Consider the following 11,966-nt stretch of genomic DNA (forward strand, 5'->3'; position numbering starts at 1 on the left):
GGCGACCGCGAAGCGTACACCGAAGCCGGCACCCATCCCTGAGCCGCCGCCCGAGGCTCCGACGGTGCGCGTTTACCGGTTCCCGAAAGGCACCGAGATCGCGATGACCATTCCGCCCAAAGCTGATTTCGACGATGTGAAAGCGCTCGAAGCGGCGCTGGAGCAGGCCGGTGCCAGTCGCGAAGCTTCCTGAATTTCATCCCTGAACACGACGACGGTACGGTCTGCTGCACTGGCAGCGTCCATCTGTGCGTACCTGCGCCGCTTGGCAACCCCTGCGGGTTGTGCTAGGATTGCCGGTAGTGCAGAGGATATGCTGTTATGGACACCAATATGAGAGAACGCTGGGAGCCGTTCATCCGCGCCCAGCTCCAGAGCGGGCGGTATGCGTCGGAAGATGACGTTATCGACGATGCCCTTGCCCTGCTCAAATGCAGGGAAGAGGCCGAGCAGGCCCGTGAACTGGAGTGCGTCCGGCAGGGGCTGGAGGATAAGCGGGCCGGCAGGACGCAGGAGCTGGATACAGCGTTTGCTGAAATCCGAAGCAGGCTGGATCTTCCGGCCGGTTGATGAATCCTTTCGACATCGAAATCACCGCCACCGCTAAAGCAGAATTGCAGGAGGCGGCGCAGAGAATCAGCGAAGAATCGTCGCCTGCCATCGCCGCCGCATGGCTCGACAGGCTGTTACAGACCATCGACACCCTCAGATACCATCCCCTCCGCTGCCCGCTTGCCCGGGAAAACGACCATTTCCCCGAAGAAATCCGTGTCCTCGCCTACGGCAGGCACCGTTCCCAGCGCCGTATCCTCTTCACCGTAGAAGGAAGCACGGTCACGGTGCTCTACATACGCCACGGTGCCCGTGGTGAACTCACCCTCTGAAACGCAAAAGGCCGGGAGCAAAGCCCCCGGCCCAAGGTGAATCATCACCCCTGGTCGGTCATCGGCTTCCCAGCCTGTACCGCGCTTCCATCCATACACGTTCATCATCCCTGAAGCAATATCCTAGCGGGGTGCAGGGGCCGGCAATGAGGCCCCTGCCGCCGGAGCGTCAGCTCCGGCACTTTGAGGTTCTGACAGACGATCATGCTGCAGGCACCCCCGGCTTCGCCGGGCCGCGTGCTCCCGGGCTCCGCTTCGCTTCGGTCGCGCTTTGCGCGACGGCGCTTTCGCGCCCCCTCCCGCCCGCTGGTGCAATCTGGCGGATGCGGGCTTCGCCCGCGATCATCGTTTGGGGGGCTCAGGAATCAGCTAAACAGGAGCACCCGCCGGCTGTCCGATGCGCCAGGGCTGCCGTGACGGCGTGGCGTGCTCCCGTTCCCTTCATCCTCCGCCGGCTCAGATTATAGCCCCTTCGGGGCCGAAGACCGCCGGGCGAAGGATGAAGGGAACGGGAGCACAGAAGCAAAAGGGGAGAGGAATGCCCGGCCTCCGGCCGGGCCTGCCGCTCACCCTCCCGCATTTGCGGAAGTGAGCAGACGCCGGATGCCGATGCTAAGCGGTAGCGCAGAAAAGCGGCCCCGCCGGAGCGTGCCGGCGGGGCCGCTGAAGCGACCGGCTGGAGCAGAGGAGCAGTAGCCATGGCGGCGCGAAAGAGCGTTCGGCCTGATGCGGAACACCTCAGAACCGTGAAAGTCTCGGTCCCTCTCGGCGTGAGGGATCATGCCCGCCTTTGCGGCGTTGCGGCACTCCGCGGCATGACCGTTTCGGCGTTCGCGGCCGAAGCCATCCGGGAGGCGCTCCGCGGCGTCACGCTCATCGACCGCCATGGCAAGGGTGAGTCTGCCGATCGCGGTGACTCCTCCTGCCAGGGAATTGAATCGGACGACGCGGCAGCAAACTGAACGGGCAGCGGTGACTTTGCCGGCTCCGGTGCCGCTACAATCCGAACGCGCCAGGCTCAGAGCAGGGCCGCTGGCGGCAGGGCAGGGGAGGCCGCTCACCAGCCCTGCTTCACCTCGTGCCGCAGCTCCGCCGCCAGTTCTGAGGCGCGAGCGTCGCGGTAGAACTCCGGCACAGGGAAGCGAAAGCGCCTGCCGTCGCTGATGGTGACCAGCAACGCTTCCTCCGGCCCGAACATCGCCGTGGCGACCACCTCGCCGGACGCTTCCTCGACGACGAAGGAGAGCCACTGATTGCCCGGCTCTTCCCACGAGGAGCAGGCCATCTCCCAGATGATTTCCGCGAGCGTCGGCCAGGCATCGACGGTTTCAATGCGGCCGTCGCCGGCCCTGAGCACCTGCCAGACGAACATGCCGGCTCCCTGCGGCGTCACCGGCCGCGCTCATGGCCTGAATCCCGCTCCACCCCGTAGCTCTTCTCCGGCACCGGCTCAGGCGCATTTCGCCCATTGGCAATCGCAGAGGGTGAGGGCACGCGGGCCGCTTCCGGCTCCGCCGGCGCATCGAGCCCGGCTTCGCGCATGGCATCGAGCACTGCCCCTAAATTCCCTTCCGTGAGCGACGGCTGCGAAGCTGCCGCTTCCATCAGCCGCTGATACAGTGCCCGTGCCTCTTCCCCGCTCAGCTCGCCGAATTCGTAGCCAATGATGCTTTCGGCAAAGTCGGTTTCCACCCGCGCCGCATCCATCATGAGCTGGTCGCGCTCGCCGCGTGTCAGGCCCAGCTCCAGATAGCGGCTCCAGTCAACGTAATCCTCGAGCATGACGTAACGGTCGGAACGCGGAAGCTCAGCGAAGGGCAGGCCGGTTTCAGCCCGTTCGTAATTCCAGCCGGCCACCTGCTCCTCGCTCTCGACGAACAGCGCTTCCCGCACGTCGCGGATTTCTTCCAGCAGCGCTTTCAGGTCCTCATCCCTCAGCATGGCAGGAACCTCCCGGTTGAAGCATCGAAGAGTAAAGACCGTCAGCCGCGCCGGGCCCGGCGCTTCCGCCGGGTGCGAGGGCAGGGGGGCTGCTCCGCCTGGCCGCTTTCCACCCGGTTGATGGCCCCGAGCACGTAGCAGGCGACTTCCGGCAGCCGGTGCCGGTAATCCGGCTCCGGCGGGCCGGAGAGCCGGTCGAGGATTTGCCGTGCCGCCTGCATCGCCGCGTTGTATCGATGGTCGTGCATTACGGGCTCCGTCAGAGGGTGCGGGTTGCTCTGAAGCTTCCGGCCACGCCGCCCTTGGCGCGCCGCCTGTTTTCGTGTACAGTAATCCTGTAAATGTTCATAATTCGCTGCATGTTATGGCCCCTTCGAAGAATACTCACCTGCGGATACTGACCGGCGACGAGCTGCCGGAGCAACCCGCGCCGGATAACGACGACTGGGAAGCAAAACCCGACTGGATGACGCCCGCCGAGCTTATGCAAATCATCCGGCGGGAACGCGAGGTCATGCGGGATGAGATGCGGGAAGACCCCGCGCTCATCACCTGCCCGAAGCACCGCCATTTCCGCGAGAGTCTCGACGGGCTCGAAGCGTTCACCCGCTGGCACTGGTTCAGGAAGGGCTGATGCTCAGCAGCGGCCGCCACCGCCCCTCCCGCTGTTGTTGCGGTCGTTATCGCGCTCCGGTTGCTTCTGTTCCTGCTCCTGCCCCTTGCGCTGCTCCTTCTCATCCTCGGGTTTGATGTGCTGCTGGTCCCGGTCGTAAGGCGTTTCGTTCTTGCCCCGGCCCAGGATGTAATCCACCCAGCCGGCCTGCTGAAACTCGCCCTTGCCCTGCGCCGGGCCCCAGCCATTACCAGCGATGTGCGATGGCGACGGCATCTCCGCAGCCTCAGCCTGCATCGCCTGGCCGTTGCTGGCTGCGATTTGCGAAGGCGAGGGCAGGGTTTGCCCGCTCTCGCGCTCCGTCATGGCGTGGAGCACGTTATCGTTGGCGATTTCCGAGGCGAGCGGATTCATCGGAGCGCCGATTTCGCCGCCCCGCTCATGCTGGCCGAAGAACACCTGATGGACGGTGTCGCGCACATCCTTCACCGCCTCGCGGCCCATGGCGGCTACTGAGCGGTCGGACATCACGCCGGTAATCGCTTCGGCGAGGAAATCGAGCAGCGGCACCGAATCCCGGTCTTCGCCGCGGTCGGGCTGTGCGGCCTGGTTCTGAGCCATACGGGATACTCCTGAAGGGAAGAAAGCGGATGCAGCCGGCCCTTACCGGCGGCGGTAGTAAATGCCGCCCCGGTGCGGGCATCTCAGAATGTCCGGGCAATATGCCGGGTCAAAGCAGACATGCAGGCGCACCGGATCGGCCGAATGCGGGCAGGCTTCCGGGTCCGGGCAATCCGGCACCGGCGTTGGTTGCCGGACGGGCACCGGGCCGGGCTTAAGCCCCGCTGAAGGTGCGGATTCTGTTTGCATGACCGCCGGCTGCATGGCCGTCGGCAGCTCGCCGGAAAACAGGCCCTCCGGTGGCGTCACCGGAACGCCCTGGCTCCGAAGCGCCCTCACATGCTCCTGGAGCGCCTTCTTCTGCTCCGGGGTAGCCTTCCCCTCCAGAAAGGCGAGATTGGCCTGCAGCATGGTTTCAAGGCGCTTTAAACCGGCAAGCTTCTCACGGTTCTCTTCTGCAAGCTCCGCTTCGCGGATTCGCTGCCGCAGGTGTTCAATTCCGGCTTCCGCTTCCGCCACCGCGGTCGGTTCCCCGCCCGGCTTTGCAATGCCCGCCGCTTCCGTCACTACCGGCGGGCCCGCAGGCGCGGGCATTTCCGGAACCATCCGGCGGAGCAGGGGCTGCCATCCGCCGCTCGCATGCACGAACGCGGCGAAGCCCGTTACTGCGACGATGCCAAGCCCGAGCAGGAAGTGCCCGGCAGCGGCCGGCATGCCCTTCAGCGAAACCCGGCGACCGGCACGCTTGCGGGCAGGTTTCTCCTCCGTTGCGGCCCCGGCCCGGCAGGCTGCGAATTCTTTGTCCTCGTACCAGCGCACCAGCTCGACCGGCAGCACGGGCAGGTGCCGGTGAAACACCAGCGACACTTTCGGCGGCAGGAGGGCAATTTCGGAGGCGAAGAGTACGCGGCGTGCGATCCAGTTGCGGTTGACGCCGAAATTGCGGCTGAAGCTGCCGCTACCGCCGGACTCGCTGCCGACCGACGGTATCGGTCGCGAGTACGACGCGCCTTCGTTGTCCGAGGCATCGGCCACCGTCGCATCGCCGATTCGCTCGGAGAGTTTCTGCGCCGTTTCGGTCGCGGCATCCAAACCAAAATATTGCTGTGTGTCGAAATTGTCGATGAGCGTCTGGGCGCTCTCGCCGTAGGCTTCGTGAATCTGGTTCAGCGACTGAAAGATCATCCACAGCCGGATGCCCCGGCCGCGGAAGAGCACGGTCGCTTCCTGCAGGGCGGGCACCCTGCCGAGCTGCGCCGTTTCATCAAGGATTGCCAGAACTTTGTTATTTTCCGCAGGCAGCGCGGCTGCGGCTGCGCGAATCAGGCTGCCGATCACCACCCGGTTGAACTGACCCATGATCTCGGTGCGGCCGGGCACGATAGGAAGATAAACGGATGCACCCTTCTCGCTGCGTAAATCCCGGGCCCGGAAGCTGCTCACCGAGAGCGCTTGCTCCACTCCGGGCGAGCCGAGGAAATTCATATGCCGGTTGACCGATGAGAGGACGCTTGCGAGTTCCTTGTCTTTCAGGAATTCCATACGCCAGGCGGCCCGGGCGATCACGCCATGGTGCGAGGTCACCTGCTTCATCACGCCGACGGCCGTGCGGAAATTCGCAGGCGAGGCCAGTAAATCCCTGACCGTCAGAAGGTTGCGCCGCGCCGGGTCCTGCTCGCAGGCGCAGACGAAGGCGATGAATCCGGCAATCACCGCTTCGGCCGCATCGTTCCAGTAGGGCTCCGGTTCCGTGCCCTTTCGAAACACAATCAGATTGGCAAGGGCCCATGCGTCCTCGAACAGCGTCCTGGCATCGCCGTCGATTTCTGCCAGGGGGTTGAACCCGGCATGTTCGCCACCGAGCATGCCCATCGGGTCGATGGCGTATTGCTCCTGCCCGTAGCTACGCTTCCGGTAACCGGATACCGTGTTGAACACCTCAAAATCTTTATCCGTGACGATGAGGCTTTTCGGCCAGAGGAAAGCGTTCGGAATGACGGTCGAGACGCTCTTACCCCTGCCGGTGCCGGCCACAGTGAGCAGGTGCGTAAAGTCCTGCAATTTCACCAGTTGCTCCGCCGATGCACCCTCGCCAAGCCATGTGGCCCGGCCGAGCACGATGCTCTCAGGGTGCTTTGAGCATAGCCCGCCTTCCTTCGCATCCTTCAGGGTGCCGAGCCGGGCGGAGCCATGCGTGGTCGGTGATTCACGGCCGCCGAGGAACGCCCGTGCGGCCAGCAGCGCGACGCCGAGCAGCAGCCCGGCTGCGGGCGATGCGGCAAAGGCCAGGGCCACCAGCAGGGTGAGAAACAGGAATTTCGCCGGGTTTGCGTTCATGCGCGGTCCTTTCCGTTGGTGGTGCTTCGAAGGCGAACAGCCCGGCGACGGCTTCATGCCGTCACCGGGCAGGAAGGCTTCAGTTGGCGGAGGGCCTGAAGCCGCGCATCGCGGCGCGGCCCGCGGCGATGCCGCCGACCAGAGCGCCGGCATCGTCGATGAGCCCGAACGGGCCGGTCACGAGTTCCGGAACCGCATCAACGGGAGACAAAACATAAATCCCTGATGCGACGGCGATGCCGGCCAGCACAATCGGCCGGAGGAATTCCCGAAGCCGGCTTTGCGGCAGGCTGAGGGCGACGACGCAGACCACGGCGAACACGCACCCGGCCTGAATCAGGATTTTGAGCATGTCGAACACCGGTCCGTCTCCTTTCGGGAATAGAACGCCTGTGCCTGATGGCCGAAGGCGCGAGCAGCATGCGGGTTGCCGCTACGCTGCCTCAGCCAGGTGACGAGTTCGGCCACTTCCCCGATGGAAAGCAGGTGCACCTCGCCGCCCGGCATGCCGTCAGGATCGATAATGGCCACGCGCCAGTCGCGCACCGGCCGCTTCGGCCGCAGCCACGGGGGCAGGGGAATGAGGCTGCTCAGGCGTGTCATGGCCGCACACCCTCCGATGCCGGAGGCGCGGCACTATCCGGGGTATCACCGGCCCAGAGCGACGACACCGCCGGAGGGTTGAGCCAGCGGGGGAACTCGCCGCCGTTCTGCCCGGCAATCACGGCCAGGGCGAGGATCACGAAGACGGGCAGGCAGAGCACGCCCTTCCAGAGCCGTTCCTTCGACAGGTGTTTCAGCCATTTGAGTGCAGCACGCACCGACTGGCTGACCGTCATGCCAATGCCGGTCAGCATCGCAACCAGCACGAGCAGGACGGTGCCGTACCACGCGACGATGTGCAGCAGCGTTCCGAGCGTTTCCATGCGTTGCGTCTCCGAAGGGTAGTAAGGAAAGTGCGGCCACGCGGCCGCGGCGGAAGCGAAAACCCCCGGCCGGGCTGCTGCCCGGCCAGGGAACCGGTTATTCACTTGTGGTAATAATCGTGGTGAAGCTGATTCATCAGCCGGTACACTTCCTTGTCGTCGAGGGTGTAGCTCCGCATCGGGTAACCGTCGGGAGCCTTGAACTGGAGCGTCCACTCCTTCGGCTTCGGCGGCGGTTCGAGCCGGAACTGCTCGACAAGCCAGACACCGAGCGACGCCGCACCAATCGCGGCGAGCCCGCCGAGAACGATCTGGAAGAGCGTGAATCCGAACACCATGGGCAGCACTCCTGTCGGAAGGTGGAAGGAACCGGGCGGCCGCCACCGGCCGCACGGGGATTCAGGAAGCGGAAGGGTTCAGCGCACGGCTGAGCGCGGTAATGTCCTCGCCGTTTTCGCGCAGCCGCTTCGCGGTCCGGCGCAGCCGGTCGAGCGCGGCAAGCAGCGATTCCCAGTCGAGGGCCTCGCCGCCGGAGACGGTGATGCCGATGCCGCCTTCGAAGCGGCAGGCTAGCCGCGAGGCTCTGGGCTTCACCTGCTTTTTGCCGATGCGGGCCTGCACCCGCCCGGCGATGTCGGCCCGGTTCAGCCGCCGCGATGCGGCGGCCTGGGCCAGCTCCCGCTGCGCTTCCGCATCCGGCAGGCGGGAAATCTCATACGCGGTGGAGCCGGGCAACTGCCCGGTCGCCACCAGTTGCTGAATGTCTTCGGGCAGCGAGAGCAGCGCCTCGGTGCGGGTAATCGCCGCCGCCGAAATGCCCAGCTCCGCCGCAAGGGCCTGGCCGGTGCATTTGCGGAGCGCCCTGAGCTTGTGCAGGGCATGGGCAAGGTCGATTTCGCTTAAGTCCGAGCGGCAGTGGTTCTCCACAATCCGGTCGGCGAGCAAATCGGCTTCCTCCGGCCTGCCGTCGATGGCAAGGCAGGGGAGTGTGTCGAGGTGAGCGAGCCTTGCCGCCCGCCACCGACTCTCACCGGTGACGATGAGCCAGCATTGCCGCTCGTGGTCGAATACGACGCGCAGGGGCTGGAGCACCCCCCGGGCTTTGATGGACGCAGCCAGACGCTCCAGCTCCTCCTGATGGAAATTCTTCCTCGGCTGCGTCGGGTCGGGCATGAGCTGATCGACCGCCAGCTCAAGCAACTGCTCGGGCATGGATACTCCCTGGCGGCTTCTGCCGCCGGTAAGGGGACCGGATTGTCAAAGAGCGCGGACGGAGAACGCACAGCCGGCAGGGCAGGGCCTGAACCCTGCCCGGCGGCCGCTTCAGCGATTCGATGTTGTCAGTCGCCACGCGCGAGCCTGGCGGCTCTCAAGCGTGGTAGATGCCGCCGCCGTTATCGGCGGCCAGATACGCTCGGCACATTGTTCAGGTCGCGGTGGCTAACTGCCGCCGCCAATCTTCAGGCCGAGCAGCATCAGAACCATCGGAATGCCGAGCGGCGGGAACAGGACGGTCAGGACCAGGGCGGCGAGGAGCACGTAACCGGGCATGACTCGGATTCTCCTAGGGTTGAGCCGTGGCAGCTCGACACAATCGGAAGTGAGGAGAGATCAGAGGAAATATTTCCTCTAGTCTGGTGGCATTATTTCCTCTGAGGGCCTGTTGCGTCAACTCTCTTCTTCTGGAAGTCGGAATCAGCCTACGTCCGCGAGGCTCCGCTCCCTCGAATGCTGACCCGCGTGCGCCATTCTGAGAGGGCTTCCCGGCGATGAGCCTCTTCGAATGCTATCCGGTCCAAAAGCTCACCAACATCCTGGGTAGTGTAGTTTTGTTGCCTGCCTTCTTCATCCTTGATCTTGCCTTTCAGACGGAAGCGTCCTTCGTTCCGCTTGCCGCCCGATTCGGCCGTCAGCGATGTAGGACCGCCTACCTCGGCGGAGGTGATGGCGAGGCCGAAGCGTTGCAGCTCACCGTTGAGCCACCGTGTAAATTCAAGTTTGCCGGAATAAGAATCAGTGTTATTAAATCGCTGTTTTGCCTCAGCTTTTAGCAGTTTTTCAATTCGTTCGTTAATGTGATGGTTTGACTCATTCTTCAGCGTTTCGAGGGCACTCGTTTGCTCATCGTAAGGAGCGGTCACAGGAACGGTCTGAATCAACGCATCGAGGAGCTGTTCGCGGGATCTGCCAGACTCCGACGCCGCTTGCTCCTGATGTTGCTCCGTCTCTGCCATTCCCGAATCGATGTTTAATTTTTGTAAGCGACTATGAACGTTTTTCTCCAGCCGCGCAAGGTTTGTGTCGGTGAAGGCCCATGCAACGAACGGCTCCCGGTCCGTCCCGGATACGATGCGGCCGCTCCATGGCAACCGGTCGCCCATCCTGCCCATGGCATCGGCGACCAGCCGGCCTGCTGCGGCTTCGACGAGGGGGAGGAGCCGGGCCAGATGCTGCTCATCGGCCCATGCCGCGTTGCCGCCGGCAACAAGGGCCAGATACCCTTCCCGGCCGGCTGCCTTTGCGTGCTCATTCCACAGATACATGCCAAGCTCTTCGAGCAGCCGTGGCAGCACCGCCTCTTCCTGTACCGGCTCCACGCCTTCAGCGCCGACGTGCCAGACAGCAGCCACCGGCCAGGACTGACGCACCGGCTCCAAAGGCGTATCTGCGACCGATTCCCTGGTCTTTGCTTTAGGCATGGCTCAGAACACTTCCCAATGGCCGGGCGTGACGATGGATCGGAGCAGTGAATGATTATTGGAATCGCTGATCAGAAAATAGGGAAGCTCATAGAACATCGACCGCAGATCGAGCACCATCCCGCCTTCGGGATGCAGGTTGAACGAAAGGAATTCCGCCTTCGTCTGGTGGGCCAGCAGCTTGCCGAGCGTAATGTGAGGAGCGTTCAGAATGCCGATTCCCTCGTAGAACAGCCCGGCTCCCTGCATCGCGGGAATCTTCCCGGCCGAAGCATCGTCGTCATCGAGCCCGGGCGTGAACAGATAAGTCCAGACCTCCAGAGTGAAGCGCGGGGTTTCTCCGGGCTGGTACGGCAGCCCCCTGCGTATCTTCTGGGTAACAAGCCGGGTTTCTGAAAGGCCGATGTCGGGGCGGGTCGCCATGGCCAGCGATTCCGGCCGGATATTCACGCTCCCGAGCTTAAGCTGGTGCCTTTCGAGCTGCTCCCCGGCCTGCTGAATCACCGGCCGCTCGGCTTTCTGGGTAAGCGACCGGCCATGACTCTGACGGAATCTGGCCGTCACCCTTTGGGGAAAGACGGTAAGCCATCCCGGCATATCACCATCGGATGAAAAGAAGCTCTGCATCAGCGCATGAAAAAACGGCGATTGACTGTCCCAATGGCTTCCCGGCCCGAATCCGCACCACCGCCCGATGGTCTCGTGCATGGCCTTCCGGTAGAAGGCACGGCTCAGGATTTCCTCGGTTGCCAGAACCACATGCGCATCATGCCTTCCATCAGGCTGATACGGCATCCTCTCAATCGGCACCGTTGCGTGCCTTGGCCGCTCGATCCCGGCCAGCACGCCGATATCCTGCCACAGCGGCGCATCGTAGCCAAACAGGGATAACGGCACGGTTTCTCTCCCGAACAATGATGGCCCGCCAGCTCCGCCCGCCCTGCATCATCCCTGTTCAAGTATCCCGGGGTTCGGGGCAGAGCCCCGACGGCGGCTCAGTCAGTCACCCGGCTTAGGTCAGCCGGGCCCGCTTCAGCCGCGAGCTTTGCCCGAACGACGCTCTGCATCCACGCCCGGAAGCCGAACCAGCAGCCGGCAGCTATCGCCAGTGCCATGACCGCTGAGAGCGTGTCTTCCTGCATCACGGCCATGGCCGAAACGGCGAGCATGAGCAGCGCCACCAGCATCATCGCCGTCCAGACGGCGAGCCTGCCGGCACTGAGCAGCCCGTGGGAAGCAATCCGCGTCATGCTCATGGCCAGGTGCTCCGCATCGTTCGGGGAAAAGGGCAGATCCGACCCATTCTAGCGGAATCCGCAGCGTTCCGCCGCCCGGTCGGGAAACGTGCTTCAGGCACCGGGCCTGGCCGGAACCGCTTCCCCTGTCGGACAGGCTTTCCTTGATGCGGTGCAATAGAAAATCCTTCCCAATCCTCGCGCCATCGTGTAGGAGCATGGCAACGGCGACCAGCGGATCGGCTCCTGTATGGCATCGAGGAAAGCACCCACCCCCTTTCTGCCGGGGTTCCCGGCCCCTGACGATGCAGCCGGGGCAGGGGACGCCGCTACCCGGCAATCAGGAGAAAGCATCCATGCACTACAAGACGATCGCACTGGAGCTGTTGCAGGAGAATCCGGCGCTTCACGAGCGCCTCAAAGCCAGCCGGACGCTGCTAACGACGATGGAACGCCGGGCGCTGGAGCTGAAAGGCTTCCACGAGGCCCGGATGGAGCAGCTGCTTCAGGCGAGGCCGCAGAGCGCGACAGAGCAGATTACCAGCGAAGCGCTGGAGCTGGCGATCGAGGACCTCCGGGCTTCCATAGCCTCAGAGTGCTCACCGAACGCGAACGAAACGGCCTGACCACCCGCCCGCCTCCTGCCGCATCACCACCGCTCAGCCACACTCAACGCCTCAGCACTTCCCGCCGCCAGTCGCTTTTTCCCT

Annotated in this window: 19 protein-coding genes; 6 read left to right on the forward strand and 13 right to left on the reverse strand. The window is 64.1% G+C overall.

Annotated features, from left to right (window positions below; genetic code table 11):
- The 4 genes from GA615_RS28330 to GA615_RS25525 all read left to right on the forward strand — a co-directional run.
- Window positions 1-193: hypothetical protein (locus GA615_RS28330; RefSeq protein ID WP_235905677.1), on the forward strand; the 193-nt coding region annotated here is incomplete at its 5' end.
- 128 nt (window positions 194-321) lie between these two features.
- Window positions 322-570: a ribbon-helix-helix domain-containing protein gene (locus GA615_RS25515; protein WP_152054178.1), complete on the forward strand. Its 249-nt coding sequence runs from the start codon at window positions 322-324 to the stop codon at window positions 568-570.
- Window positions 570-884, forward strand: a complete 315-nt coding sequence (locus GA615_RS25520) for a type II toxin-antitoxin system RelE/ParE family toxin (RefSeq protein WP_152054179.1) — start codon at window positions 570-572, stop codon at window positions 882-884. Before GA615_RS25515 ends, GA615_RS25520 begins: the two co-directional genes overlap by 1 nt.
- 698 nt (window positions 885-1,582) lie before the next feature.
- The gene (locus GA615_RS25525; protein ID WP_152054180.1) at window positions 1,583-1,846 is read left to right on the forward strand and encodes a hypothetical protein; all 264 of its coding nucleotides are present in this window, start codon (window positions 1,583-1,585) and stop codon (window positions 1,844-1,846) included.
- Between the two features lie 95 nt (window positions 1,847-1,941).
- Here the strand turns inward: GA615_RS25525 and GA615_RS25530 are convergent, their stop codons facing one another.
- From GA615_RS25530 to GA615_RS25540, 3 genes are read right to left on the reverse strand one after another with little or no spacing between them, the layout of a single operon-like run.
- Window positions 1,942-2,277: a hypothetical protein gene (locus tag GA615_RS25530; RefSeq protein WP_152054181.1), complete on the reverse strand. Its 336-nt coding sequence runs from the start codon at window positions 2,275-2,277 to the stop codon at window positions 1,942-1,944.
- Window positions 2,274-2,825, reverse strand: a complete 552-nt coding sequence (locus tag GA615_RS25535; RefSeq protein ID WP_152054182.1) for a hypothetical protein — start codon at window positions 2,823-2,825, stop codon at window positions 2,274-2,276. The genes GA615_RS25530 and GA615_RS25535 overlap by 4 nt, the downstream gene beginning before the upstream one ends.
- 41 nt (window positions 2,826-2,866) lie before the next feature.
- On the reverse strand, window positions 2,867-3,073 hold the full coding sequence (locus GA615_RS25540; RefSeq protein ID WP_152054183.1) for a hypothetical protein: 207 nt from the start codon (window positions 3,071-3,073) through the stop codon (window positions 2,867-2,869).
- Between the two features lie 116 nt (window positions 3,074-3,189).
- Between GA615_RS25540 and GA615_RS25545 the strand changes: the two genes are divergently transcribed.
- Window positions 3,190-3,459, forward strand: coding sequence for a hypothetical protein (locus GA615_RS25545; RefSeq protein WP_152054184.1), 270 nt, complete (start codon window positions 3,190-3,192; stop codon window positions 3,457-3,459).
- A 3-nt stretch (window positions 3,460-3,462) separates the two neighbouring features.
- Here the strand turns inward: GA615_RS25545 and GA615_RS25550 are convergent, their stop codons facing one another.
- The 10 genes from GA615_RS25550 to GA615_RS25595 all read right to left on the reverse strand — a co-directional run bounded on the left by GA615_RS25550 (window position 3,463) and on the right by GA615_RS25595 (window position 11,277).
- Window positions 3,463-4,059, reverse strand: coding sequence for a hypothetical protein (locus tag GA615_RS25550; RefSeq protein WP_152054185.1), 597 nt, complete (start codon window positions 4,057-4,059; stop codon window positions 3,463-3,465).
- A gap of 42 nt (window positions 4,060-4,101) precedes the next feature.
- Window positions 4,102-6,396 (reverse strand): type IV secretory system conjugative DNA transfer family protein, encoded by a 2,295-nt coding sequence (locus tag GA615_RS25555; RefSeq protein WP_161602565.1) that lies wholly within the window; start codon window positions 6,394-6,396, stop codon window positions 4,102-4,104.
- Between the two features lie 79 nt (window positions 6,397-6,475).
- On the reverse strand, window positions 6,476-6,748 hold the full coding sequence (locus GA615_RS25560; protein ID WP_152054224.1) for a DUF1232 domain-containing protein: 273 nt from the start codon (window positions 6,746-6,748) through the stop codon (window positions 6,476-6,478).
- Window positions 6,733-6,999 (reverse strand): hypothetical protein, encoded by a 267-nt coding sequence (locus GA615_RS25565; RefSeq protein WP_152054187.1) that lies wholly within the window; start codon window positions 6,997-6,999, stop codon window positions 6,733-6,735. Before GA615_RS25565 ends, GA615_RS25560 begins: the two co-directional genes overlap by 16 nt.
- Window positions 6,996-7,322: a hypothetical protein gene (locus tag GA615_RS25570; protein WP_152054188.1), complete on the reverse strand. Its 327-nt coding sequence runs from the start codon at window positions 7,320-7,322 to the stop codon at window positions 6,996-6,998. The genes GA615_RS25565 and GA615_RS25570 overlap by 4 nt, the downstream gene beginning before the upstream one ends.
- A gap of 101 nt (window positions 7,323-7,423) precedes the next feature.
- Window positions 7,424-7,660 (reverse strand): hypothetical protein, encoded by a 237-nt coding sequence (locus tag GA615_RS25575; RefSeq protein WP_152054189.1) that lies wholly within the window; start codon window positions 7,658-7,660, stop codon window positions 7,424-7,426.
- Window positions 7,661-7,721: 61 nt separating this feature from the next.
- Complete coding sequence (locus GA615_RS25580) at window positions 7,722-8,534, reverse strand: ParB/RepB/Spo0J family partition protein (protein ID WP_152054190.1); 813 nt, start codon at window positions 8,532-8,534, stop codon at window positions 7,722-7,724.
- 488 nt (window positions 8,535-9,022) lie between these two features.
- Window positions 9,023-10,021, reverse strand: coding sequence for a hypothetical protein (locus GA615_RS25585; RefSeq protein WP_152054191.1), 999 nt, complete (start codon window positions 10,019-10,021; stop codon window positions 9,023-9,025).
- Between the two features lie 3 nt (window positions 10,022-10,024).
- The gene (locus tag GA615_RS25590) at window positions 10,025-10,918 is read right to left on the reverse strand and encodes a hypothetical protein (protein ID WP_152054192.1); all 894 of its coding nucleotides are present in this window, start codon (window positions 10,916-10,918) and stop codon (window positions 10,025-10,027) included.
- A 98-nt stretch (window positions 10,919-11,016) separates the two neighbouring features.
- Window positions 11,017-11,277: a hypothetical protein gene (locus GA615_RS25595; protein WP_152054193.1), complete on the reverse strand. Its 261-nt coding sequence runs from the start codon at window positions 11,275-11,277 to the stop codon at window positions 11,017-11,019.
- 335 nt (window positions 11,278-11,612) lie between these two features.
- On the opposite strand from GA615_RS25595, the gene GA615_RS27925 reads away from it, so the two are divergent.
- Window positions 11,613-11,882: a hypothetical protein gene (locus GA615_RS27925; protein ID WP_201750318.1), complete on the forward strand. Its 270-nt coding sequence runs from the start codon at window positions 11,613-11,615 to the stop codon at window positions 11,880-11,882.
- Window positions 11,883-11,966 lie beyond the last annotated feature (84 nt).

The sequence above is a fragment of the Tautonia marina genome (assembly GCF_009177065.1).
GTDB lineage: Bacteria > Planctomycetota > Planctomycetia > Isosphaerales > Isosphaeraceae > Tautonia > Tautonia marina.

Bases quoted from the DNA above. Each gene is read 5' to 3' on its own strand.
- GA615_RS25535 (WP_152054182.1), bottom strand. From the start codon at position 2,825: ATGCTGAGGGATGAGGACCTGAAAGCGCTGCTGGAAGAAATCCGCGAC.
- GA615_RS27925 (WP_201750318.1), top strand. From the start codon at position 11,613: ATGCACTACAAGACGATCGCACTGGAGCTGTTGCAGGAGAATCCGGCG.
- GA615_RS25555 (WP_161602565.1), bottom strand. From the start codon at position 6,396: ATGAACGCAAACCCGGCGAAATTCCTGTTTCTCACCCTGCTGGTGGCC.
- GA615_RS25525 (WP_152054180.1), top strand. From the start codon at position 1,583: ATGGCGGCGCGAAAGAGCGTTCGGCCTGATGCGGAACACCTCAGAACC.
- GA615_RS25520 (WP_152054179.1), top strand. From the start codon at position 570: ATGAATCCTTTCGACATCGAAATCACCGCCACCGCTAAAGCAGAATTG.
- GA615_RS25595 (WP_152054193.1), bottom strand. From the start codon at position 11,277: ATGAGCATGACGCGGATTGCTTCCCACGGGCTGCTCAGTGCCGGCAGG.
- GA615_RS25515 (WP_152054178.1), top strand. From the start codon at position 322: ATGGACACCAATATGAGAGAACGCTGGGAGCCGTTCATCCGCGCCCAG.
- GA615_RS25560 (WP_152054224.1), bottom strand. From the start codon at position 6,748: ATGCTCAAAATCCTGATTCAGGCCGGGTGCGTGTTCGCCGTGGTCTGC.
- GA615_RS25570 (WP_152054188.1), bottom strand. From the start codon at position 7,322: ATGGAAACGCTCGGAACGCTGCTGCACATCGTCGCGTGGTACGGCACC.
- GA615_RS25565 (WP_152054187.1), bottom strand. From the start codon at position 6,999: ATGACACGCCTGAGCAGCCTCATTCCCCTGCCCCCGTGGCTGCGGCCG.
- GA615_RS25545 (WP_152054184.1), top strand. From the start codon at position 3,190: ATGGCCCCTTCGAAGAATACTCACCTGCGGATACTGACCGGCGACGAG.
- GA615_RS25540 (WP_152054183.1), bottom strand. From the start codon at position 3,073: ATGCACGACCATCGATACAACGCGGCGATGCAGGCGGCACGGCAAATC.
- GA615_RS25580 (WP_152054190.1), bottom strand. From the start codon at position 8,534: ATGCCCGAGCAGTTGCTTGAGCTGGCGGTCGATCAGCTCATGCCCGAC.
- GA615_RS25585 (WP_152054191.1), bottom strand. From the start codon at position 10,021: ATGCCTAAAGCAAAGACCAGGGAATCGGTCGCAGATACGCCTTTGGAG.
- GA615_RS25550 (WP_152054185.1), bottom strand. From the start codon at position 4,059: ATGGCTCAGAACCAGGCCGCACAGCCCGACCGCGGCGAAGACCGGGAT.
- GA615_RS25575 (WP_152054189.1), bottom strand. From the start codon at position 7,660: ATGGTGTTCGGATTCACGCTCTTCCAGATCGTTCTCGGCGGGCTCGCC.